This is a genomic window from Pseudoxanthomonas sp. J35, from assembly GCF_000513995.1.
Lineage (GTDB): Bacteria > Pseudomonadota > Gammaproteobacteria > Xanthomonadales > Xanthomonadaceae > Pseudoxanthomonas.
The window spans coordinates 35,942-55,496 of the sequence record NZ_AZVB01000009.1 but is presented as its reverse complement, the minus strand read 5'-3'; the positions used below and the strand labels follow the sequence as shown (position 1 = coordinate 55,496).

Here is a 19,555-nt window from a genome sequence, read left to right as displayed (position 1 = left end):
CCAGGGACGAGGAGCACGCATGCAAGTACCCGTACACGATTCCAACCTCCAGCTCGGCGTGATCGGCAACGGCAGCTTCGGCGCACTGGTCGACGAACGCGGATGCGTGGTGTGGTCGTGCCTGCCGGCCTTCGACGGCGACCCGGCCTTCTGCAGACTGCTGACGCCGGTGCAGGAGGGCGGCGACTACGGCATCGAGCTGGAGGATTTTTCCCGTTCCGAACAGGCCTACGTGCCCAACACCGCGATCCTGCGTACGGTGCTGCACGACAGCCATGGCGGCTCGGTGGAGATCCTCGATTTCGCCCCGCGCTGGCGCCAGAACAGCCGCTTCTACCGGCCGGTCTCGATCATCCGCCGGCTCACCCCGCTGTCCGGCAACCCGCGCATCCGCGTGCGGGTGCGGCCGCTGGCCGACTGGGGCGCGCGCGTGCCCGAACGGACCTGGGGCAGCAACCACATCCGCTGGCTGCTGCCGGAATTCACCCTGCGCCTGACCACCGACATGCCGGTGCGCTTCGTGCGCGACGGCCTGCCGTTCGTGCTCACCCACCCCGTGCACCTGGTGATGGGTCCGGACGAGCCGCTGGCTCGCTCGATCTCCGGCTACGTCACCGAGGCGCTGGCCCAGACCACCGAGTACTGGCGCGAATGGGTGCGCTACCTGTCCATCCCGCTGGACTGGCAGGAAGCGGTGATCCGCAGCGCCATCACCCTCAAGCTGTGCCAGTACGAGGACAGCGGCGCGATCATCGCGGCGATGACCACCTCCATCCCGGAGGCGCCGGGTTCCTCGCGCAACTGGGACTACCGCTACTGCTGGCTGCGCGACGCGGCCTTCGTGGTGCGCGCGCTCAACCGCCTGGGCGCGACGCGGACCATGGAGGAGTTCCTGCGCTACATCTTCAACATCGCCACCCACGACGGCCACCTGCAACCGCTGTACGGCATCGGCTTCGAGGAACGCCTGGAGGAGCACGAGGTGCCCTCGCTGCTCGGCTACCGCGGCATGGGCCCGGTGCGGCGCGGCAACCTGGCGTGGATGCAGAAGCAGCACGACGTCTACGGCAGCGTGGTGCTGGCCTCGACCCAGCTGTTCTTCGACCAGCGCCTGGCCGACCCGGGCGACATCAACACGTTCTCCCGCCTGGAACCGCTGGGCGAGCGCGCCTTCGCCCTGTACGACGTGCCCGATTCGGGCCTGTGGGAGTTCCGCAACCGCGCCGAGGTCCATACCTACACCGCGGCGATGTGCTGGGTCGCCTGCGACCGCCTGGCCAAGATCGCGCTGCGGCTGGGTCTGGAGGACCGCGCGGCATACTGGCGGGAACGCGCCGACATCATCCACGCCGCCACCGTGGAGCGCGCCTGGCGCCCGCAGAGCAACCACTTCAGCGCCTCGTTCCAGAGCGACTACCTGGACGCCTCGCTGCTGCTGCTGGCCAAGTTCGGCTTCCTCGAGGCGAAGGACCCGCGCTACGTAGCCACGGTCGAGGCCATCGGCCGCGAGCTGCGCCACGGCGACGGCATGTTCCGCTACGTCGCACCGGACGACTTCGGCACGCCGGAGACCAGCTTCACCATCTGCACCTTCTGGTACATCGACGCGCTGGCGGCGATCGGCCGCAAGGACGAGGCGCGCGAACTGTTCGAGCGGGTGCTGGCGCGGCGCAACCACCTGGGCCTGCTTTCGGAGGACATGGCCTTCGAGGACGGCGAAGGCTGGGGCAACTTCCCACAGACCTACTCGCACGTGGGCCTGATCATCGCCGCGATGCGCCTGTCGCGCTCCTGGCAGGAGGCTTCATGAGCCGGCTGGTGGTGGTGTCCAACCGCGTCGCCCTGCCCGGCCAGAGCATGGCCGGCGGCCTGGCGGTGGCGCTGCAGGCCGCGCTGCGCGAGCGCGGCGGGCTGTGGTTCGGCTGGAACGGCAAGGCCGTGCGCGGGCCCGGCGGCAACCTGGAGGAGCAGGCCGAAGGCAACATCCGCTATGCCACCGTCGACCTCGGTCGCGCCGACCTGGACGCCTACTACAACGGCTTCTCCAACCGCACGCTGTGGCCGCTGCTGCACTTCCGCCTGGACCTGGTCGACTACGACCGCGCCACCCGCGAGGGCTACCGCCGGGTCAACGCCATGTTCGCCGACCGGCTGGCGCCGATGCTGCGCGATGACGACACGGTCTGGGTGCACGACTACCACCTGATCCCGCTGGCGTCGCTGCTGCGCGAGCGCGGGATTGGTTGCCGGATCGGCTTCTTCCTGCACGTGCCGATGCCCTCGGCCGACCTGCTGATGGCCATGCCCGACCACCAGCGGCTGTTCTCCGGGCTGTACGCCTACGACCTGCTCGGCTTCCAGACCCGCCGCGACAACGACCGCTTCCAGTCGTACGTGCGCCTGTACGGCGGCGGCGAGGTGGTCGGCAAGGACCTGCTGCAGGCGCCGGGCGGACACCGCTTCCGCACCGGCGTGTTCCCGATCAGCATCGATACCGCGCACATCGCGGCGCAGGCCGCCGCCGCGGTCAACAAACCGGCCGTGCGAGGGCTGCGTACCAGCCTGGAGGACCGCCTGCTGGCGATAGGCGTGGACCGCCTCGACTACTCCAAGGGTCTGCCCGAGCGCTTCCACGGCTTCGAGCGCTACCTGCAGCGCCATCCCGACCAGAAGGGCAGCCTGACCTACCTGCAGCTGGCGCCGGTGTCGCGCGGCGAGGTCAACGAATACCAGCTGCTGCGCAACCAGCTCGAGCAGATCGCCGGCCACATCAACGGCGCCCACGCCGAGCCGGACTGGACCCCGCTGCGCTACGTCAACCGCAACTTCCCGCATGCCACCCTCACCGGCTTCTACCGCAGCGCGCGGGTCGGCCTGGTCACGCCGCTGCGCGACGGGATGAACCTGGTGGCCAAGGAATACGTCGCTTCGCAGGACCCGGAGAACCCGGGCGTGCTGGTGCTGTCGCTGCTGGCCGGCGCCGCCGACGAACTGCGCGAGGCGCTGCTGGTCAACCCGCACGACCTGGACGGCGTGGCCGACGCGATCGCCTCGGCGGCGACGATGCCGCTGGCGCGGCGCAAGGAACGCTGGCACGCGATGATGGAACACCTGCGGAAGCACGATATCAACGCGTGGCGCAAGGACTACCTGGCCGCGCTGGAATCGGCCTGACAGGTTCCCCTCAGGCGGGATGTGGATGATGGGCGTCCGCGCGCACCGGTCGGTGCCACGCCCCCCCCCCCGCGGCACGCCGGTACGCGCCTCCATCCGCAAAGAGGCTCCCCCGCATGCAACGCCACTCCACCCTGCTCCTCCTCGCCGCCCTTGTCCCGCTGGGCATCCACGCCCAGGAACTGGCCGAATCCCCCAACGGCTGGACCGGCACCGGCGAGCTCGGCCTGGCCATGACACGCGGCAACTCGCGCTCGGAAAGCCTCAACACCCGCCTGCGCTTCGCCCGCGAGGACGAGCAGTGGAAGAACAGCTTCGGCCTGTCGGCGCTGCGCTCGCGCGCCGAGGTCAGCGGCGACTTCGACGGCGACGGCGTCGAGGAACGCCGCTACGAGACCAGCGCCAACCGCTACGACCTGGCCGGTTCCACCGCCTACCGCTTCAACGAGCGCAACCACCTCTCGGGCAATGCCCGCTACGAACACGACGACTTCTCGTCATTCGACTACCAGGGCACCGTCGCGCTGGGCTACGGCCGCCGCTTCATCGACAGCGAGCGCACCCGGTTCAGCGGCGAGATCGGTCCCGGCTACCGCCGCGCGCGCACCTCGGTCGACCGCGAACTCCAGAGCAGCCTGATCGGCCGCGCCATGCTCGAGCTCCGCCACCAGCTCACCGGCAACACCGAGCTGTCCAACACCCTGCTGGTGGAATCGGGCAAGGACAACACCTTCGCCCAGAACGACCTGGGCGTGTCGGTGGCGATGAACGAGCGCTTCGCGCTGAAGGCCGGCCTGCAGGCGCGGCACAACACCGAGGTCGAGGACCCGGCGACCCGCCGCACCGACACGCTGACCACGGTGAACCTGGTCTACACCTTCCGCTGAAGCCGCCCCTGCCTGCGCCGGCTTCGGCACGCCCCGGCCGGCACGCGCAGCGCGCGCGTCAGCCGCGTGCGCCTTTCGCGGCGCCCGGCGCGATGAACACCAGCGTGGCCATGCGCCCGGTGCGCTGGTCGCGACGGTGCGAATAGAAGCGCGCCGGATCGGAGATCGTGCACAGGCCGCCGCCGTGGATGGCCCGCGGCGCCAGGCCCGCGGCCTGCAGCCGTCGCCGCGCCAGCGCGTACAGGTCCACCTTCCAGTGGCCCGGGCGCGTGGCCACGAAGGCCGATGCCGCTGCTTCGTCGGGACCGACGAAGGCGTCGCGCACTTCCGCGCCGATCTCGTAGGCCTGCGGCCCCGCGGCCGGGCCCAGCCAGGCCTGCAGCCGTGCCGGCGGCGTGCGCATCGCCGCCACCGTCGCTTCCAGCACCCCGCCGGCCAGCCCGCGCCAGCCGGCATGGGCCGCGCCGACCTCCCTGCCGTCGGCCGCGGCGAACACGACCGGCAGGCAGTCGGCGGTGAGGATGGCCAGGACCACGCCTGGGGCGGAGGTCACCGACGCATCGGCTTGCGGTTCCGCGGCCTCGGCGGCCTCGGGCCGCGCCGGCGTATCGAAACCCAGTACGCCGGTGCCGTGCACCTGGCGCAGCCAGTGCGGCGTCGACGGCAGGCCGGCCCGGCGCACCAGTTCGGCGCGGTTGGCCATCGCGGCGGCCGGATCGTCGCCGCTGCGCGTGCCCAGGTTGAACGTCGCGAACGGTGCCGCCGACACGCCCGCGCCGTGGCGCAGGGTGGTGAAGGCGACCACGCCCGGCGGCGACGGCCAGTCCGCCGGCAGCAGGGCCGGATCGGTGGCAAGGTCGTGCGTCGAAGCGGAACCGGCCATGGCCTCGCCCAGGGCGCTCAGCGCCGCTGGCTCTCTTCCCAGGCGCGGGTGTCCTCGCGCAGGACCTGCAGCAGCTGGACCATGTCCGCCGGCAGCGGCGCCGACACCCGCACCGGCTCGCCGATCACCGGGTGGGCGAACTCGAGGACCTCGGCATGCAGCGCCTGGCGCCGGAAGCCGCGCAGCCCGGCGGCCAGCTCCTCGCTGGCGCCGCGAGGCAGTTTCAGCGGGCCGCCGTACAGCGGGTCGCCCACGATCGGGTGGCGCAGGTGCTGCATGTGCACGCGGATCTGGTGCGTGCGCCCGGTCTCCAGGCGGCATTCCAGCGCGGTGTGGGCGCGGAAGCGCTCGCGCAGGCGGAAGTGGGTCACCGCCTCGCGGCCGTCCTCGCGCACGGCCATGCGCAGGCGGTCGCGCGGATGGCGGTCGATCGGCGCGTCGGCGGTGCCGCCGGACACCAGCGAGCCGACCACCACGGCCAGGTACTGGCGGTGCACCTCGCGCGCGGCCAGCTGCGCGACCAGGGCGGTATGCGCCTGCAGGGTGCGCGCGACCACCATGACGCCGCTGGTGTCCTTGTCCAGGCGGTGGACGATGCCGGCGCGCGGCAGCACCGCCAGCCCCGGGTCGCGGTGCAGCAGCGCGTTGACCAGGGTCCCGGCCGGGTTGCCGGCGCCGGGGTGGACGACCAGCCCGGCCGGCTTGTCCAGCACGAACAGGTGCTCGTCCTCGTACAGGATGTCCAGCGGGATGTCCTCGGCCACCGCCTCGGTCTGGACCTCGGCCACCGCGGCCAGGCTGACCGTCTCGCCGCCCTTGACCGGGTCGCGCGGGCGCGCCGCCTGCCCGTCCAGCAGGGCGTCGCCGGACTTGATCCAGGCCGCCAGGCGCGAGCGCGAGTATTCGGGGAAAAGTTCGGCCAGGACCGCGTCGAAGCGGCGGCCGGCGGCCTCGTCGGGAACGATGGCCTGGCGGGGGGCGGGGGTCGGCTGGGGCATGTGAAAGTCGCTGCGGGGGACGGCCGGCGGCTGGAGTCAGTCGCCGGACAGGCCACTAGGCTATCATCGGCCTTCCGTTTATACGTGCCGCAGCCTCCGATGGCCCACCGCTCCCGCTCCATCTTCCCCGCCCCGCTGCGCCTGGCCGCCCTGCTGCTGGCCGTGGTCATCGTCGCCACCGGCTGCGGCCGCAACAGCAAGAAGGACGCCGACGAGGGCCTGCCGGTCACCGAGCTGTACGACAAGGGCCACTCGCAGATGCAGCGCGGCGACTGGGCCGGCGCCGAGAAGACCTTCAAGCGCCTGGTCGCGCAGTACCCGTACGGGCCGCACACCGAGCAGGCGCTGATGGAAACCGCCTACGCCCAGTTCAAGGCCGGCAAGCACGAGGACGCGGTCTCGACCATCGACCGCTTCATCCGCACCTACCCGACCCACCGCAACATCGCCTACTTCTACTACCTGCGCGGCCTGTCCAACTCCAACCGCGACGCGGTGTTCCTGCAGCGCGTCTGGTCGCTGGACCCGGCCCGCCGCGACCTGGCCTCGCCGCAGCAGGCCTACGACGACTTCTCGCGCGTGGTGCAGCGCTACCCGAACAGCCGCTACGCCACCGACGCGCGCCAGCGCATGGTCCAGCTGCGCAACATGTTCGCCCGCCACGAGCTGGACACGGCGCTGTACTACATGCGCCGCGGCGCCTGGCTGTCGGCGATCGCCCGCGCCCAGTACATCCTCGAGACCTACCCGCAGAGCGAGTTCCAGAACGACGCCGTCGCGGTGCTGGCCGTGTCCTACCGCGAACTGGACAACGCAACCCTGGCCGCCGACGCCGAGCGCGTGCTGCGCCTGAACGACCCGTCGCACCCGGCCCTGCAGGGCAAGTGGCCCGACTACCCGTGGGCGATCCGCCGCCTCAACCCGTTCGCCGGCGAGAAGTCGCCGACCGGCGAGCGCAACGCGCAGCGCCAGTAAGCGCCACGCCGCAGCAGGCACGAAGGGCGCGCCGCGAGGCGCGCCCTTTCCGTTTCCGGTGTCCGAAGCAGGACGGCCGGCCGACGGGCGACCGGCCGGGCCGTCAGTGGCGGAAGCCGTTGCTGATCGGATAGCGGCGCTCGCGTCCGAACGCGCGCCGCGAGACCTTCGGCCCCGGCGCGGCCTGGTGGCGCTTCCATTCGCTGGTCCGCACCAGGCGCAGCACCCGGTCCACCACCTCCGGCGCATAGCCGGCGGCGACGATCTCCCCGCGCGACTGTTCCTGGTCCACGTAGCGGTAGAGGATGCCGTCGAGCACGTCATAGGCCGGCAGCGAGTCCTGGTCCAACTGGTTGGCGCGCAACTCGGCCGAGGGCGGCCGCGAGATCACCGCCGGCGGGATCACCGGCGCCCCGCCGACCGTGTTGCGCCACTTGGCCAGGCCGAACACCTCGGTCTTGTACAGGTCCTTCAGCGGCGCGTAGCCGCCGCACATGTCGCCGTAGATGGTGGCGTAACCGACCGCGTACTCGCTCTTGTTGCCGGTGGTCAGCAGCAGCCCGCCGAACTTGTTCGACAGCGCCATCAGGATCGCGCCGCGGCTGCGCGACTGCAGGTTCTCCTCGGTGGTGTCGACCCCGTGGCCGGCGAACAGCGGTTCCAGCGCCTGCAGGAAGCCCTGGAACGCCGGCTCGATCGCCACCGTCTCCAGCCTCACTCCCAGCGCCGCGCACTGCTCGGCGGCCAGGTCGTTGGACAGGTCGGCGGTATAGCGCGAAGGCAGGCGCACCGCGGTGACGTTCTCCGCGCCCAGCGCGTCCACCGCCAGCGCCAGCACCAGCGCCGAGTCGATGCCGCCGGACAGGCCCAGCCAGGCGCGCGAGAAACCGTTCTTGCGGAAGTAGTCCTGGATGCCGCGCACGATGGCGCGCCAGGCCAGCGCGTCCATGCTCTCGTCGCCGTCGTCCATCCACTGCACCGGGACGAAGCGGCGTCCGGCGGTGTCGTAGTCGACCAGCAGCCACTGGTCGGTGAAGGCGGCCGCGGCCGGGTGCACGGTGCCGTCGCCGTCGGCGACCACCGAGGCCCCGTCGAACACCACCGAGTCCTGGCCACCGACCAGGTTGAGGTAGGCCAGCGCCGCGCCGGTCTCGCGGGTGCGTTCGGCCAGCAGCGCATCGCGCTGGGCGTGCTTGCCGCGCTCGAACGGCGAGGCGTTGGGCACCAGGACCAGCTGCGCGCCGGCCTTCACCGTGTCGGCCAGCGGCTCGGGGAACCACAGGTCCTCGCACACCACCACGCCCACCGGCACGCCTTCCACTTCGAACACGCAGGGGCCGCCGTCCGGATCGACCTCGAAGTAGCGGCGCTCGTCGAACACCGCGTAGTTGGGCAGCTCGCGCTTGCGGTAGGTCACCTCGATGCGACCGTCGCGCAGCACGCTGGCGGAGTTGTACAGCACCGGGCCGGCCGACTCCGGCCAGCCCACCACCGCGACGATGCCGTGCACGCCGGCGGCGATGCGCTGCAGCGCCGCCTCGCATTCGGCCAGGAACGACGGCCGCAGCAGCAGGTCCTCCGGCGGGTAGCCGCTGAGCGCCAGCTCCGGGAACAGGACGATGTCGGCGCCGTACTCGTCGCGCGCGTCGACGATCATCTCGGCGATCCGCTCCGCGTTGCCGGCCACCGCGCCGACCGGGAAGTCGAACTGGGCCAGGGCGATGCGCAGGGAATCCTTCATGGCGACTACCGTTCGTGGGGGCGCGGCCATGATACCGGTCGGCCCGGAGGCGGCGCAGTGAACGGTCCTTGATGCCACGCGCCGCCACCCCACCACACTGCACGACAGGGTTAGCGGGACCTGGGCCTAGATGCCGAACCGGAGCATCAGCCCCGACAGGAGCAGCACGTAGAGGTTGTGGAAGCCGTGCATCGAGGCCGAGACCAGGAACGCCCTGCCCCTCCTGATGCGCGCGGCCATCGGCAGCGAGAAGGCAAGGAACGGGAGGAGGGAAATCACCCCCCATCCCCACCACACCACGGCGTGCAGGCCGGCCATCACCAAGGCGCTCGCCAGGGCGGCAGCGAGGGGTTTGAGACCAAGCGACAGCAGGCCGAACAGGCCGAGGAGCAGAAGCGTCTCCAGTAGTGGCACCACGACCACATCGAGGGCAAAGTCGAGGGCCGGACTGGTCCAGAGACGATCCACCAGGTCTTCCGGAATCTCCACACCGGAAAGATACAGAACCCCGGAGACGAGCAGGCCGGCGAGGAAAGTCGCCAGACTCCAGGCCGGAATCGATGGAAAAGGGAACCTGTAATGCCTGAGGAAGCGTACTGCCTCGTCCAGCATATGCACTCCCGATCTTCTTGCAGGTGACGGGCGGGACCCCAACCCCGCCCGCCGTCGCGTACAAGCCAAGCTCATGCCCCGTATACGTTGGAAACGATCGACGGGTCCCCTTGTTCGAACGAGTTTCCCGAGTTGTCTCCGGTCAGGATGTATCTCACCACTGCGCCGCCCACGAGGCGGACAAACGTGCCCAGGCCTCCCTCGACACCGTGGGTCTCATCGGATTCAAGTTCGCGCATTTCCATTGCCTCCTCAGGGTACTTGGCGCGATGCCCTGCGCACCGGGGCCGGAACGCAAGTGTCCCGCGCACCACAATCCCAACGCATGGCTCGCTGGACGTCTATCGGGAAAGTCCGATAACCACTTCGGAAAGGGCCGCGCGAAGGTCAAAAGAAAAGGCCGCCCGGAGGCGGCCTTTCCGTGTGACGCGGTCGGCTGGGTCAGCCGCCCAGGCGGGCCTTCATGGCCGCGCCCAGGTCGCCCGGCGAACGGACGGTGGTGATGCCCGCCGCTTCCATCGCCGCGAACTTGCCCTCGGCCGTGCCCTGGCCGCCCGACGCGATCGCGCCGGCGTGGCCCATGCGCTTGCCCGGAGGGGCCGAAGCGCCGGCGATGAAGCCGACGACCGGCTTCCTGACGTGGTTCTTGATGTACTCGGCGCCTTCTTCCTCGGCGCTGCCGCCGATCTCGCCGACCATGATGATGCCCTCGGTCTGCGGGTCCTCGTTGAACAGCTTGAGGCAGTCGACGAAGTTCAGGCCGTTGATCGGGTCGCCGCCAATACCAATACAGGTCGACTGGCCCAGGCCCGCGTCGGTGGTCTGCTTGACCGCTTCATAGGTCAGCGTGCCCGAACGCGAGACGATGCCGATCTTGCCCGGCTTGTGGATGTGGCCCGGCATGATGCCGATCTTGCACTCGCCCGGGGTGATGATGCCGGGGCAGTTCGGGCCGATCAGGACCACGTCGTCGTAGCCCTTCAGCACGTTCTTCACGCGCAGCATGTCCAGCACCGGGATGCCCTCGGTGATGGCGACGATGACCTTGATGCCGGCCGCGGCCGCTTCCAGGATCGCGTCGGCCGCGAACGGCGGCGGGACGTAGATGACCGAAGCGTCGGCGCCGGTCTCGGCGACCGCGTCGGCGACGGTGTTGAAAACCGGCAGGCCGATGTGTTCCTGGCCGCCCTTGCCCGGGGTGACGCCGCCGACGACCTTGGTCCCGTATTCGACCATCTGCTCGGCGTGGAAGGTGCCCTGCTGGCCGGTGAAGCCCTGCACGATCACCTTCGTATTCTTGTTAACCAGAACGGACATGTTCTTTAGTCCTTAGTAGTTCGTATTGGACGCCGGCTCCGGAGACCGGACATCGGCTGCGCCGATGCCCCGCAGCGTGCCTCCAGATCCCCTATCCCGCCGCTTCGCGGCGGGCCACCCCCTCGACTCAAGGGGGATGGGGTCGGGATTCACGCCATCCGGTCGCCGTCGGGGATCAGGCGGCGACGGCGGCGACGGCCTTCTTGGCGCCGTCGTTGATGTCGTCGGCGGGGATGATGGCCAGGCCGCTTTCCTTCAGCAGCTTCTTGCCCTCTTCCACGTTCGTGCCTTCCAGGCGCACGACCACCGGCACCTTCACGCCCACCTCCTTGACCGCGGCGATGATGCCCTCGGCGATCATGTCGCAGCGGACGATGCCGCCGAAGATGTTCACGAAGATCGCCTTCACCTTGTCCGAGGACAGGATCAGCTTGAACGCGGTGGTGACGCGTTCCTTGGTGGCGCCGCCGCCGACGTCGAGGAAGTTCGCCGGCTCGCCGCCGTTGAGCTTGATCACGTCCATGGTCGCCATCGCCAGGCCGGCGCCGTTGACCATGCAGCCGATGTTGCCGTCCATGGTGACGTAGTTGAGGTCGTGCTGGCTGGCCAGGACCTCGGTCTCGTCCTCCTGGCTCTTGTCGCGCATGGCGACCAGGTCCGGATGGCGGAAGCTGGCGTTGTCGTCGGAGTTGACCTTGCCGTCGAGCGCGTACAGGTCGCCGTTGTCGAGGATGGCCAGCGGGTTCAGTTCGACCAGCGACAGGTCCTTCTCGTTGAACAGCCGGTACAGGCCGGTCATGATCTTGACCAGCTGGTTGACCTGCTTGGCGTTCAGGCCCAGGGCGAAGCCGATGTTGCGCGCATGGTACGGCTGCAGGCCCTCGACGAAGTTCACGTTGAGGGTGTGGATCAGGTGCGGGGTCTCGGCGGCGACCTTCTCGATCTCCACGCCCCCCTCGGACGAGGCGATGTAGGTGATCGACTTGCTGCCGCGGTCCACCAGCACCGACAGGTACAGTTCCTTGGCGATCTCGCCGGCCTCGGTCACCAGCACCTGGTTGACCGGCAGGGCCACGCCGCCGGACTGGTAGGTGGCCATCTTCGTGCCGAGCATGCCGATGGCGGCGTTGAACACGTCGTCGGTGGTCTTGCAGAACTTGACGCCGCCGGCCTTGCCGCGACCGCCCGCATGGATCTGCGCCTTGACCATCCACGGGCCGCTGCCCAGGGCCTTGGCCGCATCGACCGCTTCAGCCGGGGTGGACGCGACTTGCCCGGCCGGGACCGGAATGCCGTAGCCGGCAAACAGTTGTTTCGCCTGGTACTCGTGGAAATTCATGCTTCACCAGTGGAGGAGAGGGACGCCGCCACGCTGGTCCGGCCGGGGCCTTGCGGCCAGGGGGGGGCTGGCGGGCGGGGGCGATATTGTCGCCGACAAGGCCTCGGCGGTGCAAAACGCCCCCGGGAATCCCCGGCTCCCCCGCCCCGCCTGAGCCTATACTGGCCCCGGCCGGGACCGGGGAGATCAGGGCTTGCCGAACGCTTCGCTCATAGATCGCATCGAGTCGATTCCGCGGCGGGAACTCTATTTCTTCGGCCTGTACCGGACCCTGGAAGCCGGGATCATCGCCGCCCTCGTATTCAGCCCGATGGCGGAACTCATTGGTGCTCCACGCAACCCCGGGCTGGCCTCGACGGTGGCCGTGGCCTACCTGGTCGTGGCGGTGGTCCTGCTGGTGCTGGGGCGCAACGAGCGCTGGTTCGCCCAGCTGGTGTTCGGCGGGGCCTGCATCGACATCCTCGCCGCCTCCCTGGCCACCCACGCCCTGCCCACGGTGGCCGCCGGCATCGCGATGATGCTGCTGTTCAACGTGGCCGCCGCCTCCATGCTGCTGCCGCTGCGCCAGGGCCTGGTGGTGGCGCTGCTGGCCAGCGCGGCGCTGGTCGGCGAATACATCCTCAGCAGCCTGGTCGACGGCGGCGCGCCGCGCACCCTGGCCGAGCTGAGCATGTTCGTCACCAGCTACCTGGCCCTGGCCTGGCTGGGCTACCGGATCGGCCAGCGCGCCCGGTCCAGCCAGCAGCTGGCCGAGAAGCGCACCGCCGAAGTCGCCAACCTCGTGGAGATCAACGAGCTGGTGATCCGGCGCATGCGCACCGGCGTGCTGGTGGTCGATGCCGACAACCGGATCACCCTGGCCAACGAGGCCGCCGCGCTGCTGCTGGGCGAAGGCAGCCAGGCCGCGAGCATGGACCTCAACCAGATCGCGCCGGAACTGGCCCGCCGCCTGCAGCGCTGGCGCAACGGCTGGCAGGTGGACGAGACGCCGATGCAGCTGCAGCCGGACCAGCCGGAAGTGCAGCCGCGCTTCGCCCGGCTGCTGGCCGACAGCGACCTGACCCTGGTGTTCCTGGACGACACCACCGTGGTCTCGCGCCGCGCCGAATCGCTGACCCTCGCCGCGCTGGGCCGCTTCTCGGCCAGCCTCGCCCACGAGATCCGCAACCCGCTGGCGGCGATCAACTACGCCGCCCAGTTGCTGGAGGAGTCGCGCAACATCGACGAGGCCGACCGCCGCCTGCTGCAGATCATCCACCAGCAGTGCCAGCGCACCAACGGCATCGTCGAGAGTGTGCTCGGGCTGGCGCGGCGCGAGCGCGCCAACCCGGAGAACCTGGACCTGTGCGCCTTCGTGCGCCGCTTCGTCGACGACTACCGGCTGACCCTGTCGATCGAGACCGACAGCCTGGAGGCGGTGGTCCCGGCGCAGCCGGTGCCGGCCATGGTCGACCCGCGCCACCTGCAGCAGCTGCTGACCGCGCTGGTCCACAACGCGCTCAAGTACGGACGGCTGATGGACGAACCGGCGCGGGTGCGCCTGCGGGTGTTCCAGGACGGCCGCAACGCCTTCGTCGACGTGCTCGACCGCGGCCCAGGCATCGCCGAGGGCGTGGCCGCGCAGCTGTTCCGGCCGTTCTTCACCACCTCCGAGCACGGCACCGGCCTGGGCCTGTACATCGCCCGCGAGCTGTGCCGGGCCAACCAGGCCACGCTCGAGTACGTGCCGGTCCCCGGCGGCGGCGCCTGCTTCCGGGTCGCCATGCAGGGCCCCAATACCATCCTGCCGCCATGACCGGGCCTTCGCGGGCTTGGCCGCGGCGGCCCTGGTCGGCTATCGTTCAGGCATGACGCCCAATCGCAGTGCCCTCATCGTCGATGACGAGCGCGATATCCGCGAACTGCTGGTACTGACGCTCGGGCGGATGGGGTTGCGGGTCGACACCGCGGCCAACCTGACCGAGGCGCGCGAGCTGCTTTCCGGCAACCGCTACGACCTCTGCTTCACCGACATGCGCCTGCCCGACGGCAATGGCATCGAGCTGGTCGGGGAGATCGCCCGCCACCACCCGCAGACGCCGGTGGCGATGATCACCGCCTTCGGCAACATGGACCTGGCGGTGGAAGCGCTGAAGGCCGGCGCCTTCGACTTCGTCAGCAAGCCGGTCGACATCAACGTGCTTCGCGGCCTGGTCCGCCACGCGCTGGAACTCAACAACGCCGAGCGGCCGAAGCCGCCGCCGACCCCGCCGGAGCAGGCCAGCCGCCTGCGCGGCGAGTCGCCGGCGATGGCCACCTTGCGCGCGACCATCGCCAAGGTCGCCCGCAGCCAGGCCCCGGTCTACATCCTCGGCGAGTCCGGCGTGGGCAAGGAGCTGGTCGCCCGCACCATCCACGAGCAGGGGGCGCGCGCGGCCGGGCCGTTCGTGCCGGTCAACTGCGGCGCGATCCCGGCCGAGCTGATGGAAAGCGAGTTCTTCGGCCACAAGAAGGGCAGCTTCACCGGCGCCCATGCCGACAAGCCCGGCCTGTTCCAGGCCGCCAGCGGCGGCACCCTGTTCCTGGACGAAGTCGCCGAGCTGCCGCTGCCGATGCAGGTCAAGCTGCTGCGCGCGATCCAGGAGAAGTCGGTGCGCCCGGTCGGTGCCTCCAGCGAGGTGCCGGTGGACGTGCGCATCCTCTCGGCCACGCACAAGGACCTGTCCGGCCTGGTCGCCGACGGCCGCTTCCGCCACGACCTCTATTACCGGATCAACGTGATCGAGCTGCGCGTGCCGCCCCTGCGCGAACGCACCGCCGACCTGCCGCAGCTGGCCGACGCGATCCTGCAACGCCTGTCCGCCGGGCAGGGCCGCCCCAGCCCCGAACTGACCCCGGCCGCGCTGGCCGCGCTGGCCGGGTACGCCTTCCCGGGCAACGTGCGCGAGCTGGAGAACATCCTCGAGCGCGCCCTGGCCCTGGCCGAGGGCGACAGCATCGACGCACCCGACCTGCACCTCCCGCAGCCGGCGCCGCGCACCGCCGCCGCGACGACCAGCGGCAACCCCGCCGCACCGGTGCAGGCCGAGGCGGTGATCGACCTGGATCCGGGCACCGGCGCCCTGCCCTCCTACATCGAGCAGCTGGAGCGGGCGGCGATCCAGAAGGCGCTGGAAGAGAACCGCTGGAACAAGACCCGCACCGCGGCGCAGCTGGGCATCACCTTCCGTGCCCTGCGCTACAAGCTCAAGAAACTGGGCATGGACTGAGGCGGCCGCGCGCCGCCTTCCCGCACCGGACGGCCCATCGGCTGCGCCACCGCCCCGCCAGCAGTGATAATGGCGCATGACCTCGAACCACACGCCCAAGAAGTCGCTGGGCCAGAACTTCCTGCACGACCGCAGCTACATCGAGCGGATCGTCCAGGCCATCGACCCGCAACCCGGCGACCGGGTGGTCGAGATCGGCCCCGGCCAGGGCGCCCTGACCTTGCCGCTGCTGCGCCGCCACGGCGCGCTGACCGTGATCGAGTTCGACCGCGACCTGGTCGGGCCGCTGGCGGCGATGGCCGAAGGCGTCGGCGAGCTGGCCATCGTCCACCGCGACGTGCTGCAGGTGGACCTGACCGCGCTGGCCGGCGGCGAACGGATCAAGCTGGCCGGCAACCTGCCCTACAACATCTCCTCGCCGATCCTGTTCCATGCCCTGGAGCACGCCGCGGCGATCCGCGACATGGTCTTCATGCTGCAGAAGGAAGTGGTCGACCGCATGGGCGCCGGCCCGGGCAGCAAGGTCTACGGGCGGCTGAGCGTGATGCTGCAGGCCTACTGCACGGTCACGCCGCTGTTCGTGGTGCCGCCCGGTGCGTTCCGCCCGGCGCCGAAGGTGGACTCGGCGGTGGTGCGGCTGGTGCCGCGCGATCCGGCCACCATCGCCATCCGCGACCGCGAGCGCTTCGCCAACGTGGTCCGCGCCGCGTTCGGCCAGCGCCGCAAGACCCTGCGCAACGCGCTGAACGGCGTCTGCGACGCGGCGCAGTTCGACGCCGCCGGTGTCTCCGCCGACGCCCGCGCCGAGCAGATCGACGTGGCCGCCTTCATCCGCCTGGCCAACGCCGGCGCCTGAAACCGCGCCTGCGTCACGCCGCCGGGGCCCTCGCCTCGGCCATCACGCGCTTTTTGCTTACACTGTCGGCCATGCAGCAACCGGTGCCGCCCTACTCGATCGACGTGGAAGTGGAACCGCGCTTCCTCGCGGAGCAGTCCGCGCCGGAAGCCGGCCGCTACGTCTTCGCCTACACGATCCGCATCCACAACCGCGGCCGGGTCGCCGCGCGCCTGCTGGCGCGCCACTGGCAGATCACCGACGGCAACGGCCGCACCGAGGAAGTGCACGGCGACGGCGTGGTCGGCGAACAGCCGTGGCTGGAGCCCGGCGAGGACTACGAATACACCTCCGGCGTGGTGCTGGAGACCGGCGAAGGCGCGATGCAGGGACGCTACGACATGCTCGCCGCAGACGGCACCCGCTTCGACGCGCCCATCGCTCCGTTCCTGCTCACCATCCCGCGCACCCTGCACTGAGGCCACACGATGAGCATCTGGGCCATCGGCGACCTGCAGGGCTGCTACGACGCCACCCAGCGCCTGCTGGAAAAGATCCGCTTCGATCCGGCCGCCGACACGCTGTGGTTCTGCGGCGACCTGGTCAACCGCGGCGGCCAGTCGCTGGAAACGCTGCGCCTGGTCCATTCGCTGCGCGAGCGCAGCGTGGTGGTGCTGGGCAACCACGACCTGTCGCTGCTGGCGATCGGCGAACGCACCCCGGCCGAGCGGCGCAAGGTCAACCCGGACCTGCAGCGGGTGGTGTTCGCCGACGACAGCACCGAGCTGCTGGGCTGGCTGCGCCGGCAGAAGCTGCTGCACGCCGACCGCGAACTGGGCTGGATGATGATCCACGCCGGCCTTGCGCCACAGTGGACCACCCAGCAGGCCGAACAGTACGCCGCCGAAGTCGAGCGCCAGCTGCGCGGCGACGGCTACCGCGGGCTGCTGCGCAACATGTACGGCGACAAGCCGAACTGGTCGCCGGGCCTGCGCGGCCACGACCGCTGGCGCTCGATCATCAACTGGCTCACCCGCGCGCGCTACTGCACGCCGCGCGGGCGCATCGCCATCGACGAGAAGGGCCCACCGGGCACCCAGGCGGCGGGCCTGTATCCCTGGTACGAGGCACCGGGCCGCGCCGGGCGCGACCTGAAGATCGTCTGCGGCCACTGGTCGACCCTGGGCCTGACCATCACCCAGGGCGTGCACGCGATCGACACCGGTGCGGTCTGGGGCGGGCGCCTGACCGCCCTGCAGCTCGACAGCGAGGAACTGCGCGTGCTGCAGGTGCCGGGCCGCGACGTGGCCGCGCTGCCGCCGCACCTGCGCAAGGACAAGGACTGAGGCGGGGCTAGCGGTCGCCGCCGGCGACCCGGTGGTATTCGACGAACTCGAACGCATGCGCATGCCGCGCGTCGGCCGGATGCGCCTCGCGCCACACAGCCTGCCACTGCGCCGGGTCCCATGCCGGGAACCAGGTGTCGGCCGCCTCGACGCGGGTATCGACGTGGGTGAGCTGCAGCACGTCGGCGTGCGGCAGGGTAAGCGCGTAGACCTTGCCGCCGCCGATCACGCACAGCTCGTCCGCGCCTTCGGCGGCGGCGGCCACGATCGCCTCGTCCAGCGAGGCCACCGCGCGCATGCCTTCGAACGGCACGGCGCCACTGGAAGTCAGTACCAGGTTGGTCCGCCCCGGCAGGGCGCGGCCCAGCGACTGGGCGGTGCGCCGGCCCATCAGCACCGGCCGGCCCAGGGTCAGCGCCTTGAAGCGCTTGAGGTCGTCGGGCAGCCGCCACGGCAGGTCGTTGCCGCGGCCGATCGCGCGGTCGCGGTCCAGCGCGGCGACGAGGACCAGGCGCATCGCGCTCAGACCGCCACCGGCGCCTTGATCGCCGGCGCCGGGTCGTAGCCTTCGATGGCGATGTCGTCGAAGCCGAAGGCGAACAGGTCGCCCACTTCCGGGTTGAGCCGCAGCCGCGGCAACGCACGCGGCGTGCGCGACAGCTGCTCGCGCGCCTGCTCGTAGTGGTTCGAATACAGGTGCGCATCGCCCAGGGTGTGGACGAAGTCGCCCGGTTGCAGCCCGGTCACCTGCGCGACCATGTGGGTCAGCAGCGCATAGCTGGCGATGTTGAACGGCACGCCGAGGAAGATGTCGCCGCTGCGCTGGTACAGCTGGCAGCTCAGCTTCCCGCCGGCCACGTAGAACTGGAACATGGTGTGGCACGGCATGAGCGCCATCTTCGGCAGGTCGGCCACGTTCCAGGCGCTGACCACCAGCCGGCGCGAATCCGGGTTGCGGCGGATCTCGTCGACCACCCAGCGGATCTGGTCGATCTCGCTGCCGTCGCTGCCGGTCCAGCGCCGCCACTGCTTGCCGTACACCGGGCCCAGCTCGCCGTCCTCGTCGGCCCACTCGTCCCAGATGCTGACCTTGTTGTCCTTCAGGTAGGCGATGTTGGTCTCGCCCTTCAGGAACCACAGCAGCTCGTGGATGATCGAGCGCAGGTGCAGCTTCTTGGTAGTGACCAGCGGGAAACCTTCGGCCAGGTCGAAGCGCATCTGCCAGCCGAACACGCTGCGCGTGCCTGTGCCGGTGCGGTCGGACTTCTCGGTGCCGTGCTCGAGCACGTGCCCGAGCAGATCCAGATACTGCCTCATCGTGCCTCCTCCACCACCGGCTGCGACTGCAGCACCGGCGCGCCGCGCGACCGCCACAGCAGGAACAGGCCCAGCGCGACCAGCGGCAGGCTCAGCACCTGGCCCATGGTCAGCCAGCCGAAGGCCAGGTAGCCCAGCTGCGCATCCGGCACGCGCACGAACTCCACCGCGAAACGGAACAGCCCGTACAGCAGCGCGAACATCCCCGACACCGCGTAGCGCGGCCGCGGCGTGGACGAGAACCACCACAGCACGCAGAACATCACCAGCCCCTCCAGCACGGCCTGGTACAGCTGCGAAGGATGGCGCGCGTACGCGTCCAGCGCCCCGGCCTCGAACTGCGCGCGCAGCATCGCCGGCTCCATCCCCTGCAGCTCGCGCGGCAACCCGCTGGGGAACACGACGCCCCAGCCGGCCTCGGTGTACTTGCCCCACAACTCGCCGCCGATGTAGTTGCCGATGCGGCCGAAGCCCAGCCCCGGCGGCACCAGTGGCGCGACGAAGTCCATGGTGTCGAAGAAGTGCAGCCGGTGCCTGCGGGACCACAGCCACGAGGCCAGCAGCACGCCGAGCAGGCCGCCGTGGAAGCTCATGCCGCCGTCCCAGACGCGGACGATCATCAGCGGATCGCGGACCAGCTCGCCCAGGCCGTAGAACAGCACCCAGCCCAGGCGTCCGCCCAGGATCACGCCGAGCATCGAATAGAACAGCAGGTCGGCGAAGGCGTCGCCGTCGACGCCCGGCAGGCGCCCGGCGCGGATCCGCAGCCGGCCCAGCCACCAGGCCACCAGGAAGCCGACCGCGTACATCAGTCCGTACCAGTGCACGCGCAGCGGGCCCAGCGAGAACGCGATCGGGTCGATCTGGTGCAGGACGATCATGG

The 19,555-nt window shown here is 70.4% G+C and carries 18 protein-coding genes; 9 read left to right on the top strand and 9 right to left on the bottom strand.

Annotated features, from left to right (window positions below; all coding sequences use genetic code 11):
- Positions 1–19 precede the first annotated feature (19 nt).
- From PSEJ35_RS0107255 to PSEJ35_RS0107245, 3 genes are all read left to right on the top strand, one after another.
- Complete coding sequence (locus PSEJ35_RS0107255) at positions 20–1,810, top strand: glycoside hydrolase family 15 protein (protein ID WP_028917204.1); 1,791 nt, start codon at positions 20–22, stop codon at positions 1,808–1,810.
- Positions 1,807–3,174: an alpha,alpha-trehalose-phosphate synthase (UDP-forming) gene (gene otsA, locus PSEJ35_RS0107250; RefSeq protein ID WP_028917203.1), complete on the top strand. Its 1,368-nt coding sequence runs from the start codon at positions 1,807–1,809 to the stop codon at positions 3,172–3,174. The genes PSEJ35_RS0107255 and otsA overlap by 4 nt, the downstream gene beginning before the upstream one ends.
- Positions 3,175–3,290: 116 nt before the next feature.
- Positions 3,291–4,061 carry a DUF481 domain-containing protein gene (locus tag PSEJ35_RS0107245; RefSeq protein WP_028917202.1) on the top strand — a complete coding sequence of 257 codons (771 nt, stop codon included), beginning with the start codon at positions 3,291–3,293 and terminating at the stop codon, positions 4,059–4,061.
- A gap of 58 nt (positions 4,062–4,119) precedes the next feature.
- On the opposite strand, the gene pgeF is transcribed toward PSEJ35_RS0107245, so the two are convergent.
- A complete protein-coding gene (gene pgeF, locus PSEJ35_RS0107240; RefSeq protein ID WP_051412568.1) occupies positions 4,120–4,944 on the bottom strand; it encodes a peptidoglycan editing factor PgeF in 825 nt (274 codons plus the stop codon).
- A gap of 17 nt (positions 4,945–4,961) precedes the next feature.
- The gene (rluD, locus tag PSEJ35_RS0107235) at positions 4,962–5,942 is read right to left on the bottom strand and encodes a 23S rRNA pseudouridine(1911/1915/1917) synthase RluD (RefSeq protein ID WP_028917200.1); all 981 of its coding nucleotides are present in this window, start codon (positions 5,940–5,942) and stop codon (positions 4,962–4,964) included.
- 99 nt (positions 5,943–6,041) lie between these two features.
- Here rluD and PSEJ35_RS0107230 point away from each other — a divergent pair, with 99 nt between their 5' ends.
- Positions 6,042–6,917, top strand: coding sequence for an outer membrane protein assembly factor BamD (locus PSEJ35_RS0107230; protein ID WP_028917199.1), 876 nt, complete (start codon positions 6,042–6,044; stop codon positions 6,915–6,917).
- 103 nt (positions 6,918–7,020) lie between these two features.
- On the opposite strand, the gene PSEJ35_RS0107225 is transcribed toward PSEJ35_RS0107230, so the two are convergent.
- The 4 genes from PSEJ35_RS0107225 to sucC form a co-directional block, all read right to left on the bottom strand.
- Positions 7,021–8,658 carry an NAD+ synthase gene (locus tag PSEJ35_RS0107225; RefSeq protein ID WP_028917198.1) on the bottom strand — a complete coding sequence of 546 codons (1,638 nt, stop codon included), beginning with the start codon at positions 8,656–8,658 and terminating at the stop codon, positions 7,021–7,023.
- A gap of 126 nt (positions 8,659–8,784) precedes the next feature.
- On the bottom strand, positions 8,785–9,270 hold the full coding sequence (locus PSEJ35_RS0107220) for a hypothetical protein (protein WP_028917197.1): 486 nt from the start codon (positions 9,268–9,270) through the stop codon (positions 8,785–8,787).
- Between the two features lie 441 nt (positions 9,271–9,711).
- Entirely contained in the window at positions 9,712–10,587 is an 876-nt protein-coding gene (sucD, locus tag PSEJ35_RS0107215) for a succinate--CoA ligase subunit alpha (RefSeq protein ID WP_028917196.1), read from the bottom strand.
- A gap of 175 nt (positions 10,588–10,762) precedes the next feature.
- Positions 10,763–11,926, bottom strand: coding sequence for an ADP-forming succinate--CoA ligase subunit beta (gene sucC / locus PSEJ35_RS0107210; RefSeq protein WP_028917195.1), 1,164 nt, complete (start codon positions 11,924–11,926; stop codon positions 10,763–10,765).
- Positions 11,927–12,119: 193 nt separating this feature from the next.
- Here sucC and PSEJ35_RS0107205 point away from each other — a divergent pair, with 193 nt between their 5' ends.
- The 5 genes from PSEJ35_RS0107205 (at position 12,120) to PSEJ35_RS0107185 (ending at position 17,355) form a co-directional block, all read left to right on the top strand.
- Complete coding sequence (locus PSEJ35_RS0107205) at positions 12,120–13,721, top strand: HAMP domain-containing sensor histidine kinase (protein WP_028917194.1); 1,602 nt, start codon at positions 12,120–12,122, stop codon at positions 13,719–13,721.
- 52 nt (positions 13,722–13,773) lie between these two features.
- Positions 13,774–15,174: a sigma-54 dependent transcriptional regulator gene (locus tag PSEJ35_RS0107200; RefSeq protein ID WP_028917193.1), complete on the top strand. Its 1,401-nt coding sequence runs from the start codon at positions 13,774–13,776 to the stop codon at positions 15,172–15,174.
- Between the two features lie 76 nt (positions 15,175–15,250).
- Positions 15,251–16,030, top strand: a complete 780-nt coding sequence (gene rsmA, locus PSEJ35_RS0107195; protein ID WP_028917192.1) for a 16S rRNA (adenine(1518)-N(6)/adenine(1519)-N(6))-dimethyltransferase RsmA — start codon at positions 15,251–15,253, stop codon at positions 16,028–16,030.
- A 71-nt stretch (positions 16,031–16,101) separates the two neighbouring features.
- A complete protein-coding gene (apaG, locus tag PSEJ35_RS0107190) occupies positions 16,102–16,488 on the top strand; it encodes a Co2+/Mg2+ efflux protein ApaG (RefSeq protein WP_024867782.1) in 387 nt (128 codons plus the stop codon).
- A gap of 9 nt (positions 16,489–16,497) precedes the next feature.
- Positions 16,498–17,355: a symmetrical bis(5'-nucleosyl)-tetraphosphatase gene (locus tag PSEJ35_RS0107185; protein ID WP_028917191.1), complete on the top strand. Its 858-nt coding sequence runs from the start codon at positions 16,498–16,500 to the stop codon at positions 17,353–17,355.
- Between the two features lie 7 nt (positions 17,356–17,362).
- Here PSEJ35_RS0107185 and PSEJ35_RS0107180 read toward each other — a convergent pair whose 3' ends face one another.
- The 3 genes from PSEJ35_RS0107180 to lgt are packed head-to-tail and all read right to left on the bottom strand — an operon-like array spanning position 17,363 to position 19,553.
- A complete protein-coding gene (locus tag PSEJ35_RS0107180) occupies positions 17,363–17,872 on the bottom strand; it encodes a dihydrofolate reductase (RefSeq protein WP_028917190.1) in 510 nt (169 codons plus the stop codon).
- A gap of 5 nt (positions 17,873–17,877) precedes the next feature.
- A complete protein-coding gene (locus PSEJ35_RS0107175; RefSeq protein WP_028917189.1) occupies positions 17,878–18,672 on the bottom strand; it encodes a thymidylate synthase in 795 nt (264 codons plus the stop codon).
- Positions 18,669–19,553 (bottom strand): prolipoprotein diacylglyceryl transferase, encoded by an 885-nt coding sequence (gene lgt / locus PSEJ35_RS0107170; RefSeq protein WP_028917188.1) that lies wholly within the window; start codon positions 19,551–19,553, stop codon positions 18,669–18,671. Before lgt ends, PSEJ35_RS0107175 begins: the two co-directional genes overlap by 4 nt.
- Positions 19,554–19,555 lie beyond the last annotated feature (2 nt).

Excerpts from the sequence above, each read along its gene's own strand:
- PSEJ35_RS0107255 (WP_028917204.1), top strand. The coding sequence starts at position 20 with ATGCAAGTACCCGTACACGATTCCAACCTCCAGCTCGGCGTGATCGGC.
- otsA (WP_028917203.1), top strand. The coding sequence starts at position 1,807 with ATGAGCCGGCTGGTGGTGGTGTCCAACCGCGTCGCCCTGCCCGGCCAG.
- PSEJ35_RS0107245 (WP_028917202.1), top strand. The coding sequence starts at position 3,291 with ATGCAACGCCACTCCACCCTGCTCCTCCTCGCCGCCCTTGTCCCGCTG.
- pgeF (WP_051412568.1), bottom strand. The coding sequence starts at position 4,944 with ATGGCCGGTTCCGCTTCGACGCACGACCTTGCCACCGATCCGGCCCTG.
- rluD (WP_028917200.1), bottom strand. The coding sequence starts at position 5,942 with ATGCCCCAGCCGACCCCCGCCCCCCGCCAGGCCATCGTTCCCGACGAG.
- PSEJ35_RS0107230 (WP_028917199.1), top strand. The coding sequence starts at position 6,042 with ATGGCCCACCGCTCCCGCTCCATCTTCCCCGCCCCGCTGCGCCTGGCC.
- PSEJ35_RS0107225 (WP_028917198.1), bottom strand. The coding sequence starts at position 8,658 with ATGAAGGATTCCCTGCGCATCGCCCTGGCCCAGTTCGACTTCCCGGTC.
- PSEJ35_RS0107220 (WP_028917197.1), bottom strand. The coding sequence starts at position 9,270 with ATGCTGGACGAGGCAGTACGCTTCCTCAGGCATTACAGGTTCCCTTTT.
- sucD (WP_028917196.1), bottom strand. The coding sequence starts at position 10,587 with ATGTCCGTTCTGGTTAACAAGAATACGAAGGTGATCGTGCAGGGCTTC.
- sucC (WP_028917195.1), bottom strand. The coding sequence starts at position 11,926 with ATGAATTTCCACGAGTACCAGGCGAAACAACTGTTTGCCGGCTACGGC.
- PSEJ35_RS0107200 (WP_028917193.1), top strand. The coding sequence starts at position 13,774 with ATGACGCCCAATCGCAGTGCCCTCATCGTCGATGACGAGCGCGATATC.
- rsmA (WP_028917192.1), top strand. The coding sequence starts at position 15,251 with ATGACCTCGAACCACACGCCCAAGAAGTCGCTGGGCCAGAACTTCCTG.
- apaG (WP_024867782.1), top strand. The coding sequence starts at position 16,102 with ATGCAGCAACCGGTGCCGCCCTACTCGATCGACGTGGAAGTGGAACCG.
- PSEJ35_RS0107185 (WP_028917191.1), top strand. The coding sequence starts at position 16,498 with ATGAGCATCTGGGCCATCGGCGACCTGCAGGGCTGCTACGACGCCACC.
- PSEJ35_RS0107180 (WP_028917190.1), bottom strand. The coding sequence starts at position 17,872 with ATGCGCCTGGTCCTCGTCGCCGCGCTGGACCGCGACCGCGCGATCGGC.
- PSEJ35_RS0107175 (WP_028917189.1), bottom strand. The coding sequence starts at position 18,672 with ATGAGGCAGTATCTGGATCTGCTCGGGCACGTGCTCGAGCACGGCACC.
- lgt (WP_028917188.1), bottom strand. The coding sequence starts at position 19,553 with ATGATCGTCCTGCACCAGATCGACCCGATCGCGTTCTCGCTGGGCCCG.